The sequence below is a fragment of the Streptomyces sp. SID13666 genome (genome assembly GCF_010548325.1).
Classification (GTDB): domain Bacteria; phylum Actinomycetota; class Actinomycetes; order Streptomycetales; family Streptomycetaceae; genus Actinacidiphila; species Actinacidiphila fildesensis.
This window is the reverse complement of the sequence record NZ_JAAGLX010000001.1, coordinates 96051-116644: the sequence shown is the minus strand read 5'-3', so window position 1 is coordinate 116644 and position 20594 is coordinate 96051. Positions and strand designations below refer to the sequence as shown.

The 20594-nt window shown below is 70.2% G+C and carries 21 protein-coding genes; 12 read left to right on the top strand and 9 right to left on the bottom strand.

Annotation, left to right across the window (positions count from 1 at the left end):
- Nucleotides 1-47: 47 nt before the first annotated feature.
- The 5 genes from G3I60_RS00540 to G3I60_RS00520 form a co-directional block, all read right to left on the bottom strand.
- The gene (locus G3I60_RS00540) at nt 48-1592 is read right to left on the bottom strand and encodes a GMC family oxidoreductase (RefSeq protein ID WP_164292674.1); all 1545 of its coding nucleotides are present in this window, start codon (nt 1590-1592) and stop codon (nt 48-50) included.
- A 68-nt stretch (nt 1593-1660) separates the two neighbouring features.
- Nucleotides 1661-3220 (bottom strand): APC family permease, encoded by a 1560-nt coding sequence (locus G3I60_RS00535; protein ID WP_164292675.1) that lies wholly within the window; start codon nt 3218-3220, stop codon nt 1661-1663.
- On the bottom strand, nt 3217-4686 hold the full coding sequence (locus tag G3I60_RS00530; protein ID WP_138351406.1) for an aldehyde dehydrogenase family protein: 1470 nt from the start codon (nt 4684-4686) through the stop codon (nt 3217-3219). Before G3I60_RS00530 ends, G3I60_RS00535 begins: the two co-directional genes overlap by 4 nt.
- A 315-nt stretch (nt 4687-5001) precedes the next feature.
- A complete protein-coding gene (locus G3I60_RS00525; protein WP_138351405.1) occupies nt 5002-5193 on the bottom strand; it encodes a DUF1059 domain-containing protein in 192 nt (63 codons plus the stop codon).
- Nucleotides 5194-5329: 136 nt separating this feature from the next.
- Nucleotides 5330-5950 carry a TetR family transcriptional regulator gene (locus tag G3I60_RS00520; protein ID WP_138351404.1) on the bottom strand — a complete coding sequence of 207 codons (621 nt, stop codon included), beginning with the start codon at nt 5948-5950 and terminating at the stop codon, nt 5330-5332.
- Between the two features lie 102 nt (nt 5951-6052).
- On the opposite strand from G3I60_RS00520, the gene G3I60_RS44415 reads away from it, so the two are divergent.
- The 3 genes from G3I60_RS44415 (at nt 6053) to G3I60_RS00510 (ending at nt 8547) form a co-directional block, all read left to right on the top strand.
- Nucleotides 6053-6211, top strand: coding sequence for a hypothetical protein (locus G3I60_RS44415; RefSeq protein ID WP_187144730.1), 159 nt, complete (start codon nt 6053-6055; stop codon nt 6209-6211).
- A 47-nt stretch (nt 6212-6258) separates the two neighbouring features.
- Nucleotides 6259-6543: a DUF4190 domain-containing protein gene (locus tag G3I60_RS00515; protein ID WP_138351403.1), complete on the top strand. Its 285-nt coding sequence runs from the start codon at nt 6259-6261 to the stop codon at nt 6541-6543.
- Between the two features lie 297 nt (nt 6544-6840).
- A complete protein-coding gene (locus G3I60_RS00510; protein ID WP_164292677.1) occupies nt 6841-8547 on the top strand; it encodes an MFS transporter in 1707 nt (568 codons plus the stop codon).
- 173 nt (nt 8548-8720) lie between these two features.
- Here the strand turns inward: G3I60_RS00510 and G3I60_RS00505 are convergent, their stop codons facing one another.
- Nucleotides 8721-8996, bottom strand: coding sequence for a DUF2087 domain-containing protein (locus tag G3I60_RS00505; RefSeq protein ID WP_138351401.1), 276 nt, complete (start codon nt 8994-8996; stop codon nt 8721-8723).
- 284 nt (nt 8997-9280) lie between these two features.
- A complete protein-coding gene (locus G3I60_RS00500; RefSeq protein WP_164292896.1) occupies nt 9281-9964 on the bottom strand; it encodes a family 16 glycosylhydrolase in 684 nt (227 codons plus the stop codon).
- A 491-nt stretch (nt 9965-10455) separates the two neighbouring features.
- Here G3I60_RS00500 and G3I60_RS00495 point away from each other — a divergent pair, with 491 nt between their 5' ends.
- Genes G3I60_RS00495 through G3I60_RS00465 form a run of 7 tightly spaced genes read left to right on the top strand, consistent with a single transcriptional unit; the run spans nt 10456 to nt 17655 of the window.
- The gene (locus G3I60_RS00495; protein ID WP_164292678.1) at nt 10456-11685 is read left to right on the top strand and encodes a substrate-binding domain-containing protein; all 1230 of its coding nucleotides are present in this window, start codon (nt 10456-10458) and stop codon (nt 11683-11685) included.
- A 5-nt stretch (nt 11686-11690) separates the two neighbouring features.
- Complete coding sequence (locus G3I60_RS00490) at nt 11691-12488, top strand: ABC transporter ATP-binding protein (RefSeq protein WP_343240790.1); 798 nt, start codon at nt 11691-11693, stop codon at nt 12486-12488.
- Complete coding sequence (locus G3I60_RS00485; RefSeq protein ID WP_164292679.1) at nt 12485-13246, top strand: ATP-binding cassette domain-containing protein; 762 nt, start codon at nt 12485-12487, stop codon at nt 13244-13246. The genes G3I60_RS00490 and G3I60_RS00485 overlap by 4 nt, the downstream gene beginning before the upstream one ends.
- Nucleotides 13246-14133: a branched-chain amino acid ABC transporter permease gene (locus tag G3I60_RS00480; RefSeq protein ID WP_164292680.1), complete on the top strand. Its 888-nt coding sequence runs from the start codon at nt 13246-13248 to the stop codon at nt 14131-14133. The genes G3I60_RS00485 and G3I60_RS00480 overlap by 1 nt, the downstream gene beginning before the upstream one ends.
- Complete coding sequence (locus G3I60_RS00475) at nt 14130-15290, top strand: branched-chain amino acid ABC transporter permease (protein ID WP_164292681.1); 1161 nt, start codon at nt 14130-14132, stop codon at nt 15288-15290. The genes G3I60_RS00480 and G3I60_RS00475 overlap by 4 nt, the downstream gene beginning before the upstream one ends.
- Nucleotides 15287-16204: an alpha/beta fold hydrolase gene (locus G3I60_RS00470; protein ID WP_164292682.1), complete on the top strand. Its 918-nt coding sequence runs from the start codon at nt 15287-15289 to the stop codon at nt 16202-16204. The genes G3I60_RS00475 and G3I60_RS00470 overlap by 4 nt, the downstream gene beginning before the upstream one ends.
- Complete coding sequence (locus G3I60_RS00465; RefSeq protein WP_164292683.1) at nt 16201-17655, top strand: PHB depolymerase family esterase; 1455 nt, start codon at nt 16201-16203, stop codon at nt 17653-17655. The genes G3I60_RS00470 and G3I60_RS00465 overlap by 4 nt, the downstream gene beginning before the upstream one ends.
- Before the next feature lie 37 nt (nt 17656-17692).
- Here G3I60_RS00465 and G3I60_RS00460 read toward each other — a convergent pair whose 3' ends face one another.
- Nucleotides 17693-18022, bottom strand: coding sequence for a hypothetical protein (locus G3I60_RS00460; RefSeq protein ID WP_343240791.1), 330 nt, complete (start codon nt 18020-18022; stop codon nt 17693-17695).
- Between the two features lie 13 nt (nt 18023-18035).
- On the opposite strand from G3I60_RS00460, the gene G3I60_RS00455 reads away from it, so the two are divergent.
- The gene (locus G3I60_RS00455) at nt 18036-18323 is read left to right on the top strand and encodes a hypothetical protein (RefSeq protein WP_239069440.1); all 288 of its coding nucleotides are present in this window, start codon (nt 18036-18038) and stop codon (nt 18321-18323) included.
- 405 nt (nt 18324-18728) lie between these two features.
- On the opposite strand, the gene G3I60_RS00450 is transcribed toward G3I60_RS00455, so the two are convergent.
- Complete coding sequence (locus tag G3I60_RS00450) at nt 18729-19268, bottom strand: 2'-5' RNA ligase family protein (RefSeq protein WP_164292685.1); 540 nt, start codon at nt 19266-19268, stop codon at nt 18729-18731.
- A 218-nt stretch (nt 19269-19486) separates the two neighbouring features.
- Between G3I60_RS00450 and G3I60_RS00445 the strand changes: the two genes are divergently transcribed.
- Nucleotides 19487-20551, top strand: a complete 1065-nt coding sequence (locus G3I60_RS00445; RefSeq protein ID WP_239069484.1) for a glycoside hydrolase family 19 protein — start codon at nt 19487-19489, stop codon at nt 20549-20551.
- Nucleotides 20552-20594 lie beyond the last annotated feature (43 nt).

Here is a 20594-nt window from a genome sequence, read left to right as displayed (position 1 = left end):
GTCACACGACTGCGCCGACAGGTGCCGGGGGGTGGCGACTGCCGGGATCAGGATGACTTGATCATGTCGGCGCACTTCTCGCCGATCATCATCGTCGTGATGCACGGGTTGACCGCCGGCAGGAACGGCATCACCGAGGCGTCCGCCACCCGCAGCCCGGTGACACCCTTCACCCGCAGCTGCGGGTCGAGCGGCGACTCGGGGTCGTCGACCGCGCCCATCCGTACGGTGCCCGCCGGGTGGTAGACCGTGTTGTGGGTCTTGCGGATGTAGTCCAGCAGTTCCTCGTCGGACTTGGCCGCGGGACCGGGGGCCAGTTCCGCACCGGCCCAGTCGGCCATCGGGGACTGCGCGACGATCTCCCGCGCGAGACGCAGCCCGTGGGTCATCACCCGCACGTCGTGCTCGTCGGTGAAGTACCGCGGGTCGACCCGCGGCTTGTCCCGGAAATCGCGGGTCCGCAGCCGGACGGTGCCCATCGAGCGGGCCCGGGTGACGTTCGGGGTGAGACAGAAGGCGTTCTCGGAGGTCGGGTAGCCGTAGCGGTAGGTGTTCAGGTCGAACGGCACCTGCCCGTAGTGGAACATCAGGTCCGGCCGGTCCAGGCCCTCCTGGGTGTCGGTGAAGATGCCGATCTCCCACCACTGGGTGGACGTGGCGACCATGGGCTGCTTCGCCTCCCACATGACCAGGCCCTCCGGGTGGTCCTGGAGGTGGGAGCCGACTCCCGGGGAATCGGCGAGGACGTCCACACCGGAGTCCTTGAGATGCCCGGCCGGACCGATGCCCGACAGCATCAGCAGCTTGGGCGAGTCGATGGCCCCACAGGCGACGATCACCTCGCGCCGCGCCCCGACCTCCAGCGAGTGGATGGTGTCGGGCGCCAGGTACTCCACCCCCGTGCAGCGCTTGTCGGCGTCGAACAGCAGCCGCTTGGCCTGCAGGCCGGTGCGCACCTCGAGGTTGGGCCGCTTGCCGAGGATCGGGTGCAGATAGGACACCGACGCGGAGGACCGGGTGCCGTCCTCACGGGCGTTGATCTGGAACCAGTGCGCACCGCGCACCACGGTGGTGCCGGTGTTGAACGGTGTGGTGGGGATACCGGCCGCCGCACAGGCCTCCAGCAGCGCCGTGCCGCACGGGTCGTTCGGCGGGACGCTGCGGATGGTGACCGGGCCGGAGCGGCCGTGGTGGTCGCCGGGCGCGTCGTTGGTCTCCAGCCGCCGGTAGAGCGGGAAGCAGTCCGCGGCGCTCCAGCCGGTGCAGCCCAGCGCGCCCCATTCGTCGAGGTCCTCCGCCGGTGCCCAGAAGGCGATGCAGGAGTTGTGCGAGGAGCAGCCGCCCAGCACCTTCGCGCGGGCGTGGCGCATGAAGCTGTTGCCGTTCTCCTGCGGCTCCACCGGGTAGTCCCAGTCGTAGCCGGACTCCAGCAGCCCCATCCACTTGTCGAGTCGCAGGATGTTGTCGTCACCGACGTCGGAAGGTCCGGCCTCCAGGACGCAGACGCTGACGCTCGGGTCCTCGGTCAGCCGGGCGGCCACCACGGCGCCTGCCGTACCGCCACCGACCACAACATAGTCGAACTCGTCCATGTCAGTTCTTCCTCGTTTCCCAGTGCGTGCTCACGGTGCGGTCCCACGGTCCGGTCGTGCGGCCCGTGTCAGGGCCCGCCGTGGACCGGTGCGGGCTCCGCTCCGAAGGCGTGTTCGGCGAGAACGCCGGTCTTCTTGCGCTGCACGAACCAGTAGTAGACGAAGCCGCCGAGGGCGACAGCTCCGACGAACAGGACACCGCCCCACCGCAGGTACCAGTGCTGGGGGCCGGTGGCGTTGTAGACCTCGGCGCGCGGCCACAGCAGGTTGACGGTCATCGCGGTGCCCCAGAGCACGGCCAGGATGTTGACCGGCAGGCCCCACCGGCCGAGCGAGAAGTGGTCCGTCGACGGTGTCCACTTCCTGCGCAGCCGCTGCACCAGCATGGGCATGGTGACCAGCAGATACGCGACGTAGATCATGATGATGGCGATGCTGGTGACCACCGAGAAGATCTGCGGCTGGTTGATGTTGACGACCAGGATGGCGATCGCCAGGATCCCGATCACGCAGGTGGCCAGCACCGGCGTCTGGAACCGGTGGTGGAGCTTGGCCAGCTTGTGGCCGGCCGGCAGGTTGTTGTCCCGGGCCATCGCGAAGGCCAGCCGCAGCCCCGCGGTCTGCACGGACAGCGCGCACACGGTGATGGCGATGACCACGCACCACAGCACGGCCTGGCCCATCGTCTCGCCGAGCACGGCCTTCACCACGTACTGGAGCCCGTCCACGGACAGCTCCTTCGCGTGCAGATCAGGGGTGGACAGCAGCGCGAAGAGCAGGATCAGCCCGCCGAGGATGAAGGAGGCGATGAGGGCTCGCAGGATGGCCCGCGGAGCGTTTCTTGCCGGGTCGATCGACTCCTCGCCGAGCGAGGAGGCGGTATCGAAGCCGTACATCACGTACGCCGAGGCGAGCGAGGCGGTCAGGAACGCGCCGAAGTAGCCGAGTGTCTGCCCCTGCCCGAGGCCTTCGGTCGTCATGATGGCGCTCGGGCCGCGGGTGATGTGTGCGGCGAGCAGGATCACCAGGACGACCGCGGCGATCAGCTCGATGAAGACCCCGGTGGAGTTGATGGTGGCCATCAGCTTCACTCCGAAGGCGTTCACCACGGTGGTGAAGATGATCAGGATCGTGCCCAGCAGCACGGCGTTGGCAGCCGCGTCGTACTTTCCGGTGCCGTCGCCGATGATCTGGAACCAGCTGGAGATCTGCGGGAGCGTCAGCTGGTAGGCGAGGGCCACGGCGGCCAGCGACACCACGGTCGCGACCGTCATCATCCACCCCGCCAACCAGCCGATGTGCGGGCCGCCGGTCTGCTTGGCCCAGTTGTAGACCGAGCCCGCGACGGGGAAGCGCGCGGCGAGTTCGCAGAAGCACAGCGCCACCATCAGCTGTCCGATGAAGACCATCGGCCAGGACCACCAGTAGGCAGGCCCGCCGAAGCTGACACCGAAGTAGAACAGCTGGAAGGTACCGGTCAGGATGGAGATGTAGCTGATGCCGGCGGCGAAGGTGTGGAAGTTGCCGAGCGTGCGCTTGAGTCCGGGCTTGTAGCCGAGCTCGGTGAGCGCCGCGTCGTTGTCGATCTCGCCGCTCACCGGCTCGGGGGCCGGGCCGGGGGCGCTCATTCGAACCACCGCTGCGGGCGCGCCGCGGTGTTGCGCCAGATGTGCTTGGCCTCCTGGTACTCGGCCAGTCCGGCCGGGCCCAGTTCACGGCCGACGCCGGACTGCTTCATACCGCCCCATTCGGCCTGTGGCACATAGGGATGGAAGTCGTTGATCCATACGGTTCCGACGCGCAGTCGGGCGGCCACCCGGTGCGCACGTTCGCCGTCCTGCGTCCAGACCGCTCCGGCCAGTCCGTAGACGGTGTCGTTGGCGAGCGCGACCGCCTCGGCCTCGTCGCGGAACCGCTCGACCGTCAGCACCGGGCCGAACGATTCGTCGCGGACCACGGACATGCCCGGGGTGCACTCGTCCAGCACGGTCGGCGGGTAGTAGTAGCCGTTGGCCAGCTCCGGGTCCTCGGGCCGCGCACCGCCGCAGCGGAGCACCGCCCCTTCCGCCAGGCCGGCCGCGACATACGCCTCCACCTTGTCGCGGTGCGCGGCGGAGATCAGCGGGCCGGTGCGGGCGTCCTTGTCGAAGGGGCCGCCGAGCCGGATCTCCTGGGCCCGTCGCACCAGCTCGTCCACGAATCTGTCGTGCAGCTCGTCCTGTACCAGCAGTCTGGCGCCGGCCGAGCAGACCTGCCCGGAGTGCAGGAACACCGCCATCAGGGCGAAGTCGACCGCGGTGTCGAACTCGGCGTCGGCGAAGACGATGTTGGGGTTCTTGCCGCCCAGTTCCAGGGCGATCTTCTTCACGGTGGGCGCGGCGGCGGCCATGATGTGCCGCCCGGTGACCAGCCCGCCGGTGAAGGACACCAGGTCGACGCGCTCGTCCGTACTGAGCGGCGCTCCGGCGACGGCCCCGGCGCCGAGCACCAGGTTGGCGACGCCGTCGGGCAGCCCGGCCTCCTTGAGCAGCCCCATCAGGAGGATGGCGGTGTGCGGGGTCAGCTCGCTGGGCTTGAGCACGAAGGTGTTGCCGGCCGCGAGCGCGGGGGCCACCTTCCACGCGGTCTGCAGCAGCGGGTAGTTCCACGGGGTGATCAGGGAACAGACGCCGACCGGCTCGTGCACCACCCTGCTGTCCGTCTCCGGGTTACCGGTGTCGATGACCCGGTCGGTGCCGCCCGAGGCGGCCAGATTGCCGAAGTACCGGAAGCAGTTGGCGATGTCGTCCATGTCGTACTCGCTCTCGACCAGCCGTTTCCCGGTGTCCAGGGATTCGGCGCGGGCGAAGGCGGCCTTGTCGCGCTCGAGCAGGTCGGCGACGCGCAGCAGCAGCCGGCCGCGCTGGGCGGCCGGTGTACCGGGCCAGGGCCCGTTGTCGAACGCCTCGCGTGCGGCGCCCACCGCAGCGGCGGCGTCCTTGGGACCCGCCTCGTCGACGGTGGCGACCAGCTTGCCGTCCGCCGGACAACGGATCTCGCGCACCTGCCGGTCGGAGGCGGCGGTCCACTGGCCGCCGATGAACAGCTCCGGCATGAAGGCTCCTGCAGTTCGTGTTGGGCTGTGCGGTCTTGTGACGGTCTGTTATCCGACACTAAGGCGACCGTCCGGCGTCCGCAGCACACGAGCGGCCAACCGGACGGCATCCCTCCGCGCATCTGTCCGCAAATCCGGAAACCATGCGTAACCCGTGCGGCCTAATCCTCCGTCACCATGGGGCGGGCATACGGAGGCTCCGCCGCAGGTCAGTGCGGCGGAGTCCGGCAGTGCTGGTGGTGCGGGACCTCGGCCCCGGTTTCGGACGGGGCCACGGCTTCGGGCGGGTCCACGCGTTCAAACGGGTCCGCGCGTTCAGACGTGTTGCGGGGCTTCGTCCTTCAGGCTTCCGCGGACCATCTCGCGCAGCTCCGGGGTGTCCGCGTGTCCGTGGACCGACGCGGCGTGCTCGGACGCCGCACGTACGACCTCTTCCTCCTCGCCGGCGATGGTCAGCGTGCAACCGGATTCGCTGGGCATGTCCCGGCAGTCGGCGACCTTACGCATGACAAACCTCCAGTCCGCCCGGGCCGCCTTACCGCTGGCCTGTGGGCACTGGAGCCGAAAGCCATGGGGGCAGGCGCTGGGCTTTATACACCAAATATAGGTATTCCTCACGAAGAACACCAGGTTGCGGACCGTCTCAGGAGTCGAGCCAGTGCCGCCGGCCGAGACTGATGACCCGCAGCTGGCGGCGTGCGGTGGAGGTGATGCGCTCCTCGTCCTCCGGCGTCGCCTCCAGGAACTGGGACGCGGTCGTCACCATGTGGTCCACATAGAGCTCCGCGAGCATCCGCACGTCATCGTCCGTCCAGCCGTCGGAGACGGGCTGAAGGGCGAGGCCGGCGGCCACCTCGTCGGCGAAGTGCGTCAGCTGGGTGGCGATCGCCTCGCGCACCGGACGGACGCCGCCGTGCCGCTCACGGGCGATGAAGCGGATGTGCGGCCGGTGGTCGAGGACATGGCCGGCGATGATCTCCACCGTGCGGTCGATCAGCCGGTCCGGATCCCGCTGCTCGGCCATCGCCGCCTGGATCGCCGAATGCAGGCTGCCGAGCGACTCCTCGACCAGGGCGACCCCGAGATCCGACAGGTCCTGGAAGTGCCGGTAGAACGCGGTGGGCGAGACGCCCACTGCCCGGGTGACCTCGCGCAGCCCGAGACTGCTCAGATTCTGGTGCTCCAGCAGGCCCAGCGCGGCATCGAGAAGGGCCTGCCGGGTCTGCTGCTTACGGGCCTGTCGGACGCCGAGGGTGTGACTCATGTCATTCAGTAAACATCTGTTCTCCGAAATTTGCCAGGGTAGACTCTCACTCAGTGAACAGTTGTTACCCGAATTTCCCAACTCCCCAAGGAGGGACCGCAGATGAGCCTCGTCGTACTCCTCATGGCCATGGGCATCCTGATGGGCGCCGCCGCCCACACCTCGCTCTCGGTCTTCACCATCGCGTCGGCCCTGATCGTCGCCTGGCTGCTGGCCTTCGGCGTCCGCGAGGGCATCGCCCGCGTCCGGAACCATCGCTGACCAGCAGAACCACCCGGTTCCACATCAACCAGCAAGGGGGAAACACCATGAACGCCATCAACACCCAGCTCGCCTCGCCCGCCACGCACTCGACCCGGGAGCGCAAGGACGCCGACGGCATGGCCGTCGCCTCGTTCCTGCTCGGCCTGCCCGGCCTGCTCGTCCTCAACCTCGTACTCGGCCCCTGCGCCATCGCGCTGGCCTGCACCGCACTCGCCAAGGGCACCCAGCGCCGCGGCCGCGCCCTGCTCGGCCTGGCCCTCGGCGTCGCCGACCTCGGCATCCTGCTGGTCATGACGATCGCCAACCACGGCGTGCTCTGGCAGTTCTGACAAACGACCCGGCTGCCGACGACCTGGCGGCCGACCCCCCGGCGGCCGATATACCGGCGGCCCATGACCAGCGACTCCAGGACTCCCTGGCCCCGTTCCTCAGGGGCCGGGTCGGCAGTCCGGAGAGCTGAACTCCGCACCGGCCGGACCCGGCGCTCGACGAGACCGTCGCGCCGTGTCGAACGGGTTCGAATCCTTCGTGCACACATCTAGGCCGTACCGACTGGTCGGTACTACCCTCTGGCCACGCCCTCCGAAGGCGCTCCGCTCGGCACATCCGTATCCAGGAGGAGCCGCATGGCCACGCCCCCGTCGTTGCACGACGACGCCAACGCCGTCCCCGAACCGTCCGCCAGACTCCGGCCCGGCCTCGCCGCCCGCCTGTGGCACCGCGACCTCGCGCACTATCCCGCCACCGGCCGCCGTATGGGGTACCTGGCGATCGTCGTCGTGACCACCGTCGTCCTGTACTACATGCTGTACATCCAGTACGCGGTCGCTACTTCGATCATCGCGCACTTCCACATGACCTACAGCTACTTCATCTGGGTCTCGGTCGTCGGCAACGCGGTGGGAGCCTTCGCATCACTGGCCGCCGGCCTCGCGGACCGCTGGGGGCGGGCCAACATGGTCGTCTACGGGCTGCTGATCGCCGCGCTGCTCGTCCTGTTCGGGCTGCCCAACGCCTCCTCCAAGGGCATGTACCTGGTGCTCTTCACCTGTGTGAGCTTCATCGAGGGTGTCGTCCTGGTCGCCACCCCCGCGCTCATCCGGGACTTCTCCCCGCAGCTCGGGCGGGCCACCGCCATGGGGTACTGGACGATGGGCCCGGTGATCGGCAGCCTCGTCGTCACCACGGTCACCAGTCACACCCTGGACACAGCCAGCTGGCAGGACGAACTGCGGTACTCCGGCGCCTCCGGACTCGTCGTCTTCGTCATCGCGCTGTTCGCACTGCGCGAGCTCTCGCCCGCGCTCCGCGACCAGATCATGGTCAGCCTGCGCGACCGCGCCCTGGTCGAGGCCCGCGCCAAGGGCATGGACCCGCAGGCCGTCCAGCAGGGGCACTGGCGCCAGATGCTCCGGCTGGACGTCGTCGGCTCGGCGTTCGCCATCAGCGTCTACCTGCTGCTGTACTTCGCCGCGGTCGGGAACTTCGTCGTCTTCTTCGCGACCGTCTTCGGCTACACCGAGCAGCGCGCCAACGCGGTGGCCAACTGGTACTGGGCCGCGAACGCCGTCGCCCTGGTGGTGGCCGGCCTGCTGTCGGACCGGCTCCGGGTCCGCAAGCCGTTCATGGTCGTCGGGGCGCTGGGCTCGATCGTGGTCACCGCCGCGTTCGCGATGCGTGCCACGCATCCGGGCACCGACTACTACACGTTCGCCTGGCTGTTCATCGGCATCGGCGCCTTCGCCGGGTTCGCCTACGCACCGTGGATGGCGAGCTTCACCGAGACGGTGGAGAGGCACAACCCGGCCGCCACGGCCACCGGCCTGGCCATCTGGGGCTGGATCATCCGGGCCGTCGTCGCGGTCTCCGCCGCCTTCATCCCGGTCCTCGTCACGGCCGTCACCCCGCTGGTCGACCACGGTGCCGAAGTACAGGCGGCCCAGGTCCAGGCGGGCCCGGCCCGCGCCGTGGTCGGCGCGCACCAGGAGCTGTTCGCCGAACTCGGTAAGTTCCCGCCGACCGCCATCCCGCCGGACCTCACGGCACGCGCGGTGAAGGAGGTCGGACCCGCCGACCTCGCGGTGGTCCAGAAGGCGCAACCCCAGCTGCAGTTGCTGCAGGAGTACGGCCCCAAGGTCCAGAAGGCCGCCAAGGACGGCCCCGGCCAGTGGCGCACCTGGTGGTGGGTGTGCGTCGGCGGCCAGGTGCTCTTCCTTCCGTTCATCTTCGTGATGTCCGGACGATGGAGCCCCAAGAAGGCCAGGGAGGACGCCGAGGAGCACCAGCTCGCCGTCGACCGCGAAATGGAAGCCCTCACAGCAGAACGCGCCTGACAGCACCGGCTTCCGTCGGTCCTGAACCCAGTGGTCTCGCCCGTGTCACCGGGAATCCGGTGGCGCGGGCGTTCACTGTCCCGGCCTCCAGCCAGTAGACGTCGAGCGACACAGCATCGCCGTACGCGTGCTCCAGCCGCACGCACTCGCAGCCAGGCGTGCACCGGCCCCGGTCAGTGGACCCGTCGGTAGCTCGCGCCGTCCCTGGTCCGGGCCAGCAGGCCGCCCTCCACCAGATAGCGCCGCAGCGCCGAGCTGTCTTCGTGCACCGTGTGCAGTGCCTCGTTGACCTCTCGCTCGGTGTACTCCCGGTCCCGCTCGAACAGGGTTTCCGTGAGATGGACGAGCAGTTGCTCGCGGCGGGCGGTCTTGCGCGGGATCGCTACCAGTCTCCCGTGGGAGAACAGGCCGGCCACCCCTTGTGACGTGCTCGGATCGTTGTCGGACATGACCGGAAGCCTCCCCTACCCGCCGACCGCCCGGCAAAGTGTTTTCGGGGGCCGGCAGGTGGAGGGCCGGATCAACCGGCGTCAGGCTGGTCCGGTCGCATCAGCATTCACCGCCCCGTACGAGACTCGTGATGGTGACTCCTGGGGCGAATCCGCGGATCGCGTACTCACCCCGACCGGGGTTGTAGTGCAGGCAGCGGTCCCAGGTCTTGCCGTCGAAGGTCCAGGTCGCCTGAATACGGCCCGGGCAATCCTTTCCATCTCCGTCGAAATCCCCAGGTCGCTCAGGCGCGCGCGGACGTATGGACGCGGAGGTAGTCGACCTCGTAGGACATGGCCGTCACGTCCGCCTCCGGCGCCGGGTGGTAGCGGCCGCCGCAGACCGAGAGGTTCACGATCAGGTAGGCATGCCAGTTGCGGCCCACGCCCTTCCCGTCGGCGAAGACCCGCGTTCCGTTGACCCACCAGACGACGGATCTCGCACGGAACTCGACCTTCAGATCGACCCAGGCACCGGGATGGATCGACGCGTCGGTGTAGGAGCTGTGGGCGCCCCTGACATGGTTCGACAATTCCAGCAGATCCGGATTGTCGGGGTGGTATTCGAATACGTCGATCTCGTTTCCACCGTCCCGCCACGTCCAGATCGCCGGCCAGGCCCCGATCGCCTCGGGCAGCCTGACCCGGGTCTCCAGAATGTCGCCGGTACGGAGGGTGAATTCCTCCGCACTGCCTTCGGTGGTCAGCAGGCCCGTGTTCCAGTTGCCGTCGGGACGGCGGGTCGCCCGGAACGATCCGCTGCGGCAGTAGTCGGCATCGGGCACGAGGTGATCGAGCTTGTCGTCTCCCGGATTCACCGGCCCGCCGTCCGGATACGCCCACGAATGCCCGGCGACCCACTGCTCCTGCGAGGAGAAGTCGGCCGTGAACCGGAGGTTCCCCTCCGTGGAGCGGGTGTTCCCCTCCATCGGCGGCGGTCCGCCGGGAGCGGGAACGGAATGCTTGGGCCCGAGCTTGTTGGTGAGCCATTCCAGGAGCACCGATCCGCGCTGGTTCACGGTGTCCCTCCTATCGAAATCGAAACTCGAAACTCGAAAACGGAGGCCGTCGTCCGGCCCCGGTTGATTCGTACGGCGACGGAACAGGACGGAAGGGAGAGCGGGATCGGTCTTTCAACTGGTGTTCATGCTAGGGGAATCATTCCCCGACGCGCCCGGAACGACGCGCGGCACCACCCGTACGATACGACCCGCGTCGGCGGCGTCACGTCCTGCGAATCGGTGCTCGATCCGCCCCGGCGCCACGGTGTCGACATGCTGATCACCAGGACGGTCGTCGACACGCCATGTTTCTCTCCCCCATTCCCGGCACGGCGGGAGGGTGGCTCCTCCACATGTCCGGTGCGGCGCGGCGCTCCTACGGTTTGCGCAACCCATCACCTCTGCGGGAGCCGGTCACCATGCGTTTGCGTACATCGCGCACCACGAGCAGCAGATTCCTCCGCGGGCTGTCCCTGTTGGCCGTCGGCGCGGTGCTGGCCGGGTGCAGTGCCGCGGGAACGGCCGGCGGTCCGGCCGCGGACGGCGCGGATTCCGCCGCCGTCAAGGTAGGACTCGTCTACTCCCGCAGCGGGCCGCTCGCGGCCTACGGGAAGCAGTACCGGGAGGGCTTCACCGCGGGCCTCGCCTATGCCACGCACGGCACCGGCAAGGTCGGCGGCCACTCCGTCGAGGTCACCGAGCAGGACGACGCGGGCGATCCGGCCAAGGCCGTCGCCGAGGCCAAGAGCCTGCTCGGCAAGGGCGTCAGGATCCTGGCGGGGACGACGGACTCGGGAGTGGCCCTGCAGATGGCGCCGCTGGCGGCGCAGAACCACGTTCTGTTCATCAGCGGTCCCGCGGCCACCGACGCGGTGACCGGGATCAACAAGTACACCTTCCGCTCGGGGCGCCAGTCCTACCAGGACATCCTCACCGCCGGCTCGCTGCTCGGGGACTCCCAGGGCAAGAAGGTGACGGTGCTGGCGCAGAACTCCGCGTTCGGTCAGGCCAACGTGGCGGCCGTGAAAGCCGTGTTGGGTGCGGGCGGTGCCCGTGTCGGCTCCGTGCTCGCGCCGCCCGGCGCGGGTGACCTCACGCCGTTCGCCCAGCAGGTGAAGGCCGGCAAGCCGGATCTCGTCTTCGTGGCGTGGGCCGGTGCCTCCGCCCCGGCGCTGTGGACGGCGCTGAACCAGCAGGGAGTTCTGGACACCGCGAAGGTGGTGACCGGGCTGGCCGGCACCGCCTCGTACCCGGTGTTCGGTCCCGCCGGTGGCAAAGTGTCGTTCCTGGCCCACTACTTCCCCGGCGCGGCCGCCAACCCGGTGGAGACCGCGATGCTCGACGGCATCACCAAGGCGGGCGGAACGCCCGACCTGTTCAGTCCCGACGGCTTCACGGCGGCCCAGATGATCGCGCACGCCATCGAGGCCGGCAGCGCCACCGACACCGCCGCGATGGCGAAGGCGCTGGAGGACTGGACGTTCAACGGGCCCAAGGGCAGCGAGCGGATCCGCGCCCAGGACCACGCGCTGCTGCAGCCGATGTTCACCGCGCAGCTGACGGGGCCGACCGCGGCCGCCAGGCCGCGCCTGCTCACGACCCTGCCGATGGCGGCGGTCACGCCCCCGGCCAAGCCGATGGCGGGCTGATCCCAGTGCACTCCACGATCCCCGCACCACTGGGCGCCGACGCGGGGCACGGCACACTCCCCGCTCCGGTGCTCCGGCTCCAGGACGTCGGCTGGACCGTGGGCGGCGCCACCATCGTCCAGGACGTCTCCTTCGACGTGCGCGAGGGCGAGTTCCTCGCCTTCATAGGCCCCAACGGGGCCGGCAAAACCTCGCTGTTCAACCTCATCAGCGGTCTCGTCCCGGCCACCGAGGGCACCATCGAGCTCGACGGTGCCGACATCACCGCCGAGTCCGTGCCGGCGAGGGCCCGGCGCGGGCTCGGCCGTACCTTCCAGACCTCCAGCCTGTGGCCCGCGATGACGGTGGCCGACCACATACGGCTGGCGGCGCAGGCGGCCACCGGAGGCTCGTACCGGATCTGGCAGCGCGCGGCGCGCTACGGGCGGCAGGTCGACGAGGTGCTGGAGCGCACCGGTCTGGCGGAGCGCGCCGAGTCACCGGCGGCGAGCCTGTCGCACGGCGGGAAACGCCAACTCGAGCTGGCGGTGCTGCTGGTCGGGGAACCGCGGCTGATGCTCCTGGACGAGCCGATGGCCGGGGTCAGCGCCGAGGAGGTACCGGCGCTGACCGACCTGATCCGTTCCCTGCACCGTGACGAGGGGCGCACCGTCCTCATGGTCGAACACCATATGGAGGTGCTGCTGGGCCTGGCCGACCGGCTCGCGGTGCTGCACCACGGCACCCTCCTGGCGCTGGACACCCCGCAAGCGGTGATGGCCGACGCCACCGTGCAGCAGGCCTACCTCGGGGAGGCGCTGTGAACGAGTCCGAGACCCCTTTGCTGACGGTGCGTGAGCTGCGGGTCGTCATCGGCGGCAGGCACATCCTGCACGGCGTCGACCTCGATGTCGCCGCCGCCGGGGTGACCGCCCTGCTGGGCCGCAACGGCGCGGGCAAGACCACCACGGTGCGCGGCATCCTCGGACTCGTCCCGCGCACCGGCAGCGTCCTGCTCGACGGCGAACAGACGATCCGGCTGGCCACCCACACGCTGGTCCGCCGCGGCATCGGCTACGCACCCGAGGACCGCGGGGTGTTCGCCGGTCTCACCGTCGCGGAGAACCTGCGGCTCGCCGAGCGGCGCGGCGCCGGCGAACCAGCCTACGGCCTGGTGCACGAGCTCTTCCCGGAACTGAGGCAGCGTGCCCGGCAGCCGGCCGGCACCCTCTCCGGCGGACAGCAGCAGATGGTCGCGATCGGACGCACCCTGCTCAACGGGAACCGGCTGATCATCGCCGACGAGCCGACCAAGGGCCTCGCGCCCAAGGTCGTCACCGAGGTGGCCCAGGTGCTGGAGCGCGCGGCGCAGGCCGTACCCGTCCTGCTCGTGGAGCAGAACCTCGCCATGGTGCGCCGGCTCGCCGAGCACTGCGTCGTACTGGCGGACGGCCGCACGTCGTACCGCGGCCCCGCCGCCCAACTGCTGGCCGACGCCGACGCCATGCGCCGTCTCCTGGGCGTCGGACGGCACGGCGCGGCACCGGCCGGGGCCGTGCGCACCGAGGAGGGCGGCGTCTGATGTCCACCGTCGTGCTGCTCGCACTCACCGGACTCGGGCTGGGGGCGCTGTACTTCCTCGTCGCGTCGGGGCTGTCCCTCATCTTCGGTCTGATGGACGTCCTGAACTTCGCCCACGGCGCGCTGCTGTCGATCGGCGCCTACGGCACCTGGTGGGCCGCGTCCGGTCATCTTCCGGCAGCCGGGTCCGGCGGATTCGGGTTCGTCCTGGCCGTCGCCTTCGGGACCGCTGCGGGGGCCCTGGCAGCCGTGCTCCTCGAACTGGCCCTGATCCGGCCGCTGTACGCGCGTCCCCGTGAACAGGTCCTCGCGACCGTCGGCGTCGGACTCGCGGTTCCGGCGCTGCTCTCCGCGATCTGGGGAGCCGACGCCCGCCCCTTCCCCGGACCGCGGGCGCTGTCGGGCACCTTCGGACTGCTGGGCGCCCAGATCCCCGTCAACCGCCTGGTCCTGACGGGCGCCGCCGTGGTCGTGCTCGCCGCCCTGAAGCTCTTCCTCGGCGGCACCCGGCATGGTCTGGTCGTCCGCGCGGGAGTGGAGGACCGGGCCATGGTCACCGCACTGGGCATCGACGTCCGCAGAGCGTTCACGCTGGTCTTCGCCATCGGTGGAGCCGCGGCCGCGCTGGCGGGCGCCCTCGGCGGTCTCTACTTCGGTTCCGTCGACCCCGGCCAGGGCACCTCGCTGCTCATCTTCGCCTTCGTCGTGGTCGTGATGGGCGGCATGGGCTCGATCACCGGCGCCGCGCTGGCCTCCGTCGCCGTCGGCCTCGTCCAGCAGTTCGCCAACTACTACACCACCGCGGGACTCGGCGACCTCGCCGTCGTCGTGCTGCTCGCCGCGCTGCTCCTCGTCCGGCCGCGCGGCCTCACCGGGAGACTCGCGTGACCACCACGACCCAGCCGAAGGACCCCGTTCGCGAGCACCCCGGCACCGCTGCCGGCCATGGCCGACGCCGCCGGCACCTCATCCGCTGGTGGCCGGCCGGCCTGTTGCTCGCGCTGCTCGCCGCACCGTACAGCGCACTGCCCCTGCCGGGGTTGCTGGACGGTCCGATCGGCAGCCCCGGCAGTCTCCAACTGCTCGCCCTGTGCCTGGCCTTCGGGGGCCTGGCCACCGGATACGACCTGCTGCTGGGCCGTACGGGACTGCTCTCCTTCGGCCATGCCCTGTACTTCGCCGCAGGCGGTTACGCCACCAACACGATCATGCTGGAGGCCGGGCTGCCGTTCGTCACCTCGGCGCTCCTGGCGCTGCTCTTCGGCACGGCGCTGGCCGCGCTGCTGGGAGCGGTCGGGCTGCGGGTGAGCGGCATCGGCTTCTCCATGGTGACGCTGGCGTTCGCCCAGGCCGGGTCGATCCTCGTCGCACGCGACCCGGGCGGCCTGACCGGCGGGGAGGAGGGGCGGGCCGTCCCTGCGGACCGGCTGCCCGCCTCCCTGGTGGGCATCGAACACACCGTCAATCTGTACTGGATCGCGCTGGCCTACCTGGTCGTCACGCTCGCCGCCGTCCACTGCGCGGTGCGTTCGCCCACCGGCCGGGTCTGGGAGGGCATCAAGGAGAACGAGCGCCGGGTGGAGGTGCTCGGGCTGCGGCCCTACGGCTTCAAGCTCGTGGCGTTCACCCTGTCCGGCGCCCTGGCGGCGCTCGGCGGCATCGTCTATCTGCTGCTCACCGGCGGTGCCACCCCGCAGACGACCACGTCGAACTTCACGTTGTCGCTCCTGGTGATGGTGGTGCTGGGCGGCTCCGGATCGCGCTGGGGACCGCTCGTCGGCGGGGTCCTCTACACCTGGGCCGACCACCGCCTCGGCGACCTGGCCGGATCCGGCGCGGTGGCCGGCCTCCCCGCGGTGCTGCGGGTCCCGCTCTCCCAGCCGCTGTTCCTGCTCGGCACCGTCTTCGTCGCGGTCGTGTACCTGCTGCCCGGCGGTGTGGTGCGGCTACCGGAACGGGTCCGCGTCACCTGGTCCTCACGAGCCACCGGGCGCACCATGACAGAAGCCGAGCCCGCCGAACGGAAAGAGATCCCCGCGTCATGACGCAGAATCCCACCCCCGCCGTCGAGGCGGAAACGTTCGAGGAGTTCACCGTCGCCGTGGAAGGAGGGGAACTCGCCGTACTGCGCTGGCCGGCCGCCGTGCCCGAGGCGCCGGTGGTGATGGCGCTGCACGGGATCACCGGCAACGCCCTGTCCTGGGCGCGCGTCGCCCATCATCTGGCGGGCCGCGTCACCCTGCTCGCCCCCGATCTGCGCGGGCGGGCGGGCAGTGCCGCGCTGCCGGGACCGTACGGGATCGCCCGCCACGCCGATGACGCGGCAGCCCTGATGGCGGCGGTCGGTGCGCCCCGCGTGGTGCTGGCCGGACACTCCATGGGCGCCTTCGTCGCGGCCGTGGCCGCGGTACGCCACCCGGACCGGTTCCCCTCCCTGCTGCTGGTGGACGGTGCGGTGGGCTTTCCGGCACCGCTGGAACTGGCACCCGACGAGCTGATCACGGCGGTCATCGGACCGGCCATGAGCCGTCTGTCGATGACCTTCCCGGACCGCGACACCTACCGGTCGTTCTGGCAGGCGCATCCGGCGTTCGGCGCGTCCTGGGAGCCCTGGGTGGACGCCTACGTCCAGCGCGATCTGGTGGGGCAGGAGCCGGAACTGCGGTCCTCCTGCCGGATCGAGGCGGTCCGCACCGACGGTGTCGACCTGTTCTCCGAGGACGTCCTGGCCGCCGTTCACCAGCTGCCCGGCCAGGCCCGGCTGTTGTGGGCCGAACGCGGTCTGATGGACGAGCCGCAGGGGCTGTACGACGAGGAGCGGCTGGCCGCGGCCGGCCTGGACCACCCGAACGTCACCCCGCTGAAGCTGGCGGGCACCAACCACTACACCATCCTCATCGGGGACGAAGGCGCCCGGACGGTGGCCCGACACCTCGTGGAACTGGCAGGTTCGTCATGACCGCACCCCGCCTGCGCGGCATCTTCCGACGCCTCACCCTGATCGTCGTTCTCGGGCTTCTCACCGCAGGACTGACGAGCGTGCCGGCTGCCGCGGCGGCCGGCACGTATCAGCAGGTCACCGGCTTCGGCTCCAATCCCGGCGATCTGACGATGTACCAGTACACGCCGGCGAACCTGCCCGCCGGCGCCCCGCTGGTCGTCGCCCTCCACGGCTGTACGCAGACCGCGAGCGACTACCACACGCACTCGGGCTGGCAGAAGTACGCCGACCTGTGGGGCTTCGCCGTGGTCTACCCGCAGACCGGCACGGCCAACAACATCCTGTCGTGCTTCAGTTGGTTCGACGCGACGAAGGACACCCGCGGGCGCGGTGAGGCCGCCTCGGTGCTCCAGATGGTGAACCACGCCGCGGCGCAGCTCGGTTCCGACAGCCACCGGGTCTTCGTCACCGGTCTGTCCGCGGGCGCCGGCATGGCGGCCGATCTGCTCGCCGACTACCCCGAGATGTTCGCGGGCGGCTCCGTCGACTCCGGGCTGCCCGCCCAGTGCGCCACCACCCAGGCCGCGGCTTCCTCCTGCCAGAACGCCGCCCAGAACCTCACGCCCGCCCAGTGGGGCGACAAGGTCCGCGGCTCCTTCCCCGGGTACACCGGACCGTGGCCGCGCGTCGCGATCTGGCAGGGCACGTCCGACACCACCGTCCGACCGGTGAACGCCACCGAGCTGCGTGACCAGTGGACCGACGTCTGGAGCATCGGCCAGACCGCGTCCAGCACCCGGAACCTGCCCGGCGGCACCACGCTGAGCACCTACAACGACAGCGCGGGCAAAGCCGCCGTGGCGCTGTACTCGATCTCCGGCATGGGCCACGGTCTCGCCGTGCAACCGGGATCCGGCACCGATCAGTGCGGTACCGCCGGCGCCTACTTCCTCGACATCGTCTGCTCCAGCTACTACACGGCCACGTTCTGGGGCCTGGACAGCTCCCCCGGCGGTCCCGGCTCCCTGCCCGCTCCCACCGGTGTCCGGGTCACCGGGTCCACCGGCACCTCCGCGTCACTGGCCTGGAACGCGGTCGACGGCGCGGCCTCGTACACCGTCCGGCGCAACGGTGCCGTCGTGGGATCCACCGCATCGGCGTCGTACACCGACACCGGGCTGGCCGCCGGCACCGCCTACGGCTACACGGTCACCGCGGTCGACTCCGCGGGCGCCGCCGGTGCCGCCTCGGCGACGGTCACGGCGACGACCACCGGGGCCGCGCCCCGGTGCTTCACCACCGACAACTACCACCAGGTCGCGGCCGGGCGCGCCCACCAGAGCGGTGGCTACGCCTATGCCAACGGCTCCGGCCAGAACATGGGCCTGGACAACGTCTTCACCACCCACACCCTCCAGGAGGCCCCGACCGGCTACTTCGTCATCGCCGACGCCGGCTGCCCCGCGTGAAGCCCCGGATCGGCCGCATCGGCCCGACCGCCCCGGCTCAGCCGGACGCTCGGGCGAGCAGGCCCGTGAGCAGCACCTCGAGCAGTTGGCGGAGGGTGTCGGTGAAGTCCAGCCGCATCGCCGCCGGCTCGGGATCGGTCTCGTAGACGGCGAGCATCGCGGCTGACGGCTGCGAGTGGGTCCACGTCGCGCCGGTCACCATGACGGTGGCACCGGCGAACCGTACGGCGTCGTGCTCTGCGAGCTCGGGCACCCGCTCCCGCACCATCCGGGCCAGCTCACCCACGTTGGTGATCGCGATGCGCTTGTACTCCGCGGTGACCTTCGGAGAGACGTTGCGTTCGAGCAGGGCGGCCTGCGCGCGCACCGACCTCCAGACGGTGGGCGCGACCCTGGGCCGCGACAAGCCGAAGCGCTCGCTGCTCAACAGCCTCGCCATCCTGCCGTCGCAGGGCGTCGAACAGGGTGCCGAGCCGCTGCTGTACGCCGCCACCAGCCCCGACGCCACTCCCGCCGCCTACTACGGACCGGGCGGACGATTCGGACTGGTCGGCCCCACCACCACCGCACGCACCACCCGCCGGGCCCTCGACACCACGGCCAACGCCCGGCTGTGGGCGGAAGCCGAACGCCTCACCGGCGTCACCCTGCCCGCCCTCGCCGCATGACGACCGCGACCCGGTGACTATCGTGCGGGCGGGCCGCGACCCGGCCGGTTCGTCACCGCGGCCCGGTCTGCGATCGCTGGGTCTCCTCCCCGGCCACGGCTCCACGATCACGCCCCCGCCGCCATTCGGCACCGGCACGCTCCGCGGCCGACGACGGGCGGACCGCGGGCACCGGTGGTATCCAGTCCACTGTGGATGAACAACGTGATGTGAACGGCCCGTCCCAGATGTCCCGGCAGCCGCGGCTGCTGTCGACCTCCTGCGGCAACTGCTCGTGCTGCGGAGAGGGCGCCTGCGTCAGAGGCCCGGACAACGGCTGCCCGGTGAATCTGGAGAGTGTGACGTCCTGCCCCTGTCTGACGGAGTGACCCGTTCGGCCCAGCGGCCGGATCCCGGTCAGGATGGTCAGCCGCGCAGCGGGAACGTCTCCGCGTCGTGCCAGTGGGCGCCGTCCCAGACGACCAGCTGCACCGCGGTGACGCGGGTCGTGACGGGAAGCCCGGCCGTCAGATCGGCCTCGATCGTGTCGAACACGCCCGGATCCGGGCTGTAGGCGACGGTCAGATGCGGTGCCGCGTCGGCGTACCGGCCTCCGTACGGTTGCGCCTCCGGCCAGCGGTCGACGACGCCACGGGTGAGCGCCCGGAGGGGGCCGTCCGGCTCGGGGACGAGATGGAGCATCGCGGGGAAGCGTCCGCAGCGACGGAAGGCCAACTCGAACGGGGCGTGAGCGCCCAGTGACTCCCCCAGGGCCTCGGCGACGGAACCATCGATCCGCGGGTGGTCCAGGAACGGGTAGAGCACCGACACGTGCGCCGGGACCCCGGTCCCCGTGGCGGGGTCGAACCGCCGCCGCCACTCCCCCACCAGAGGTTCCGCCTCCGGAACCTTGATGACCAACGCCGTACGGCCCGCCGGATGCCGCGCACTGCCTTCTGACGCCATTGCTCCGGTCACGGTCCCGTCGATCGTTCTGCGGTCACTGCCCAGGAGGCTACCGCAGCCGCCGCCAACCACTCCCCGGCAGCGGCTCGTTGGAGAACCGCTCCGACCTCGCGCACTATTGGTCCAGACCTTGACAGGTCCAGACCAATCGGGTTGAGTGCAGGGCTATCCCCACTCGATCCCCCACTAGGAGTGGCCCCGTGTCAAGAAAACGGATCATGGCGTTCCTCACCGCTCTGATCGTCGCGGTCGGACTGGCGGTCCTCGTACCGCTGGCGTCCACCGCTTCCGCCGCGCAGTGTACGACCGCGTGGAACTCCTCCACGGTGTACACCGGCGGACTGTCCGCGTCCTACAACGGTCATAACTGGTCCGCGAAGTGGTGGACCCAGAACGAGACACCCGGCAACGCGGCGGTCTGGGCCGACCAGGGAGCCTGCGGCAGCTCGGGTGGCTCCGGCGGCACCACCGGCGGCACCGGAACGTGCGACTACCCCGCGTGGGTCGCGGGCCGGGCCTACGTCACCGGTGACGTCGTCAAGTACACCGACGGCAACGCGTACCGCGCCGAGCACGACAATCCCGGCTACGACCCGGTCATCAGCACCTGGTACTGGGAGCCGTACACCTGCGGCGGATCGCCGACCACACCGCCCAGCCAGGGCGGCTTCCCGGTCAGCGAGTCCCAGTTCAACCAGATGTTCCCGAGCCGCAACTCGTTCTACTCCTACAGCGGCCTGACCGCGGCCCTCAGCGCCTACCCCGGCTTCGCCAACACCGGGAGCGACACCGTCAAGCGGCAGGAAGCCGCCGCGTTCCTGGCCAACGTCAACCACGAGACCGGCGGACTCGTCTACATCGTCGAGCAGAACACCGCCAACTACCCCCACTACTGCGACGCGAGCCAGTCCTACGGCTGCCCCGCCGGCCAGGCCGCGTACTACGGCCGCGGTCCGATCCAGCTGAGCTGGAACTTCAACTACAAGGCCGCGGGCGACGCACTCGGCATAGATCTGCTCCACAACCCCAACCTCGTCCAGAACGACTCGTCCGTCGCCTGGAAGACCGGCCTGTGGTACTGGAACACCCAGAGCGGCCCCGGCACCATGACCCCGCACAACGCCATGGTGAACGGCGCCGGCTTCGGCGAGACCATCCGTAGCATCAACGGAAGCATCGAATGCAACGGCGGCAACCCCGCCCAGGTGCAGAGCCGGATCGACGCCTACCAGCGCTTCGTCCAGATCCTCGGTGTCCCGGCAGGCAACAACCTGAGCTGCTGAGTCCCGTTCCTCCGGACGGAACGGCTCACGGACCCGGCGACCT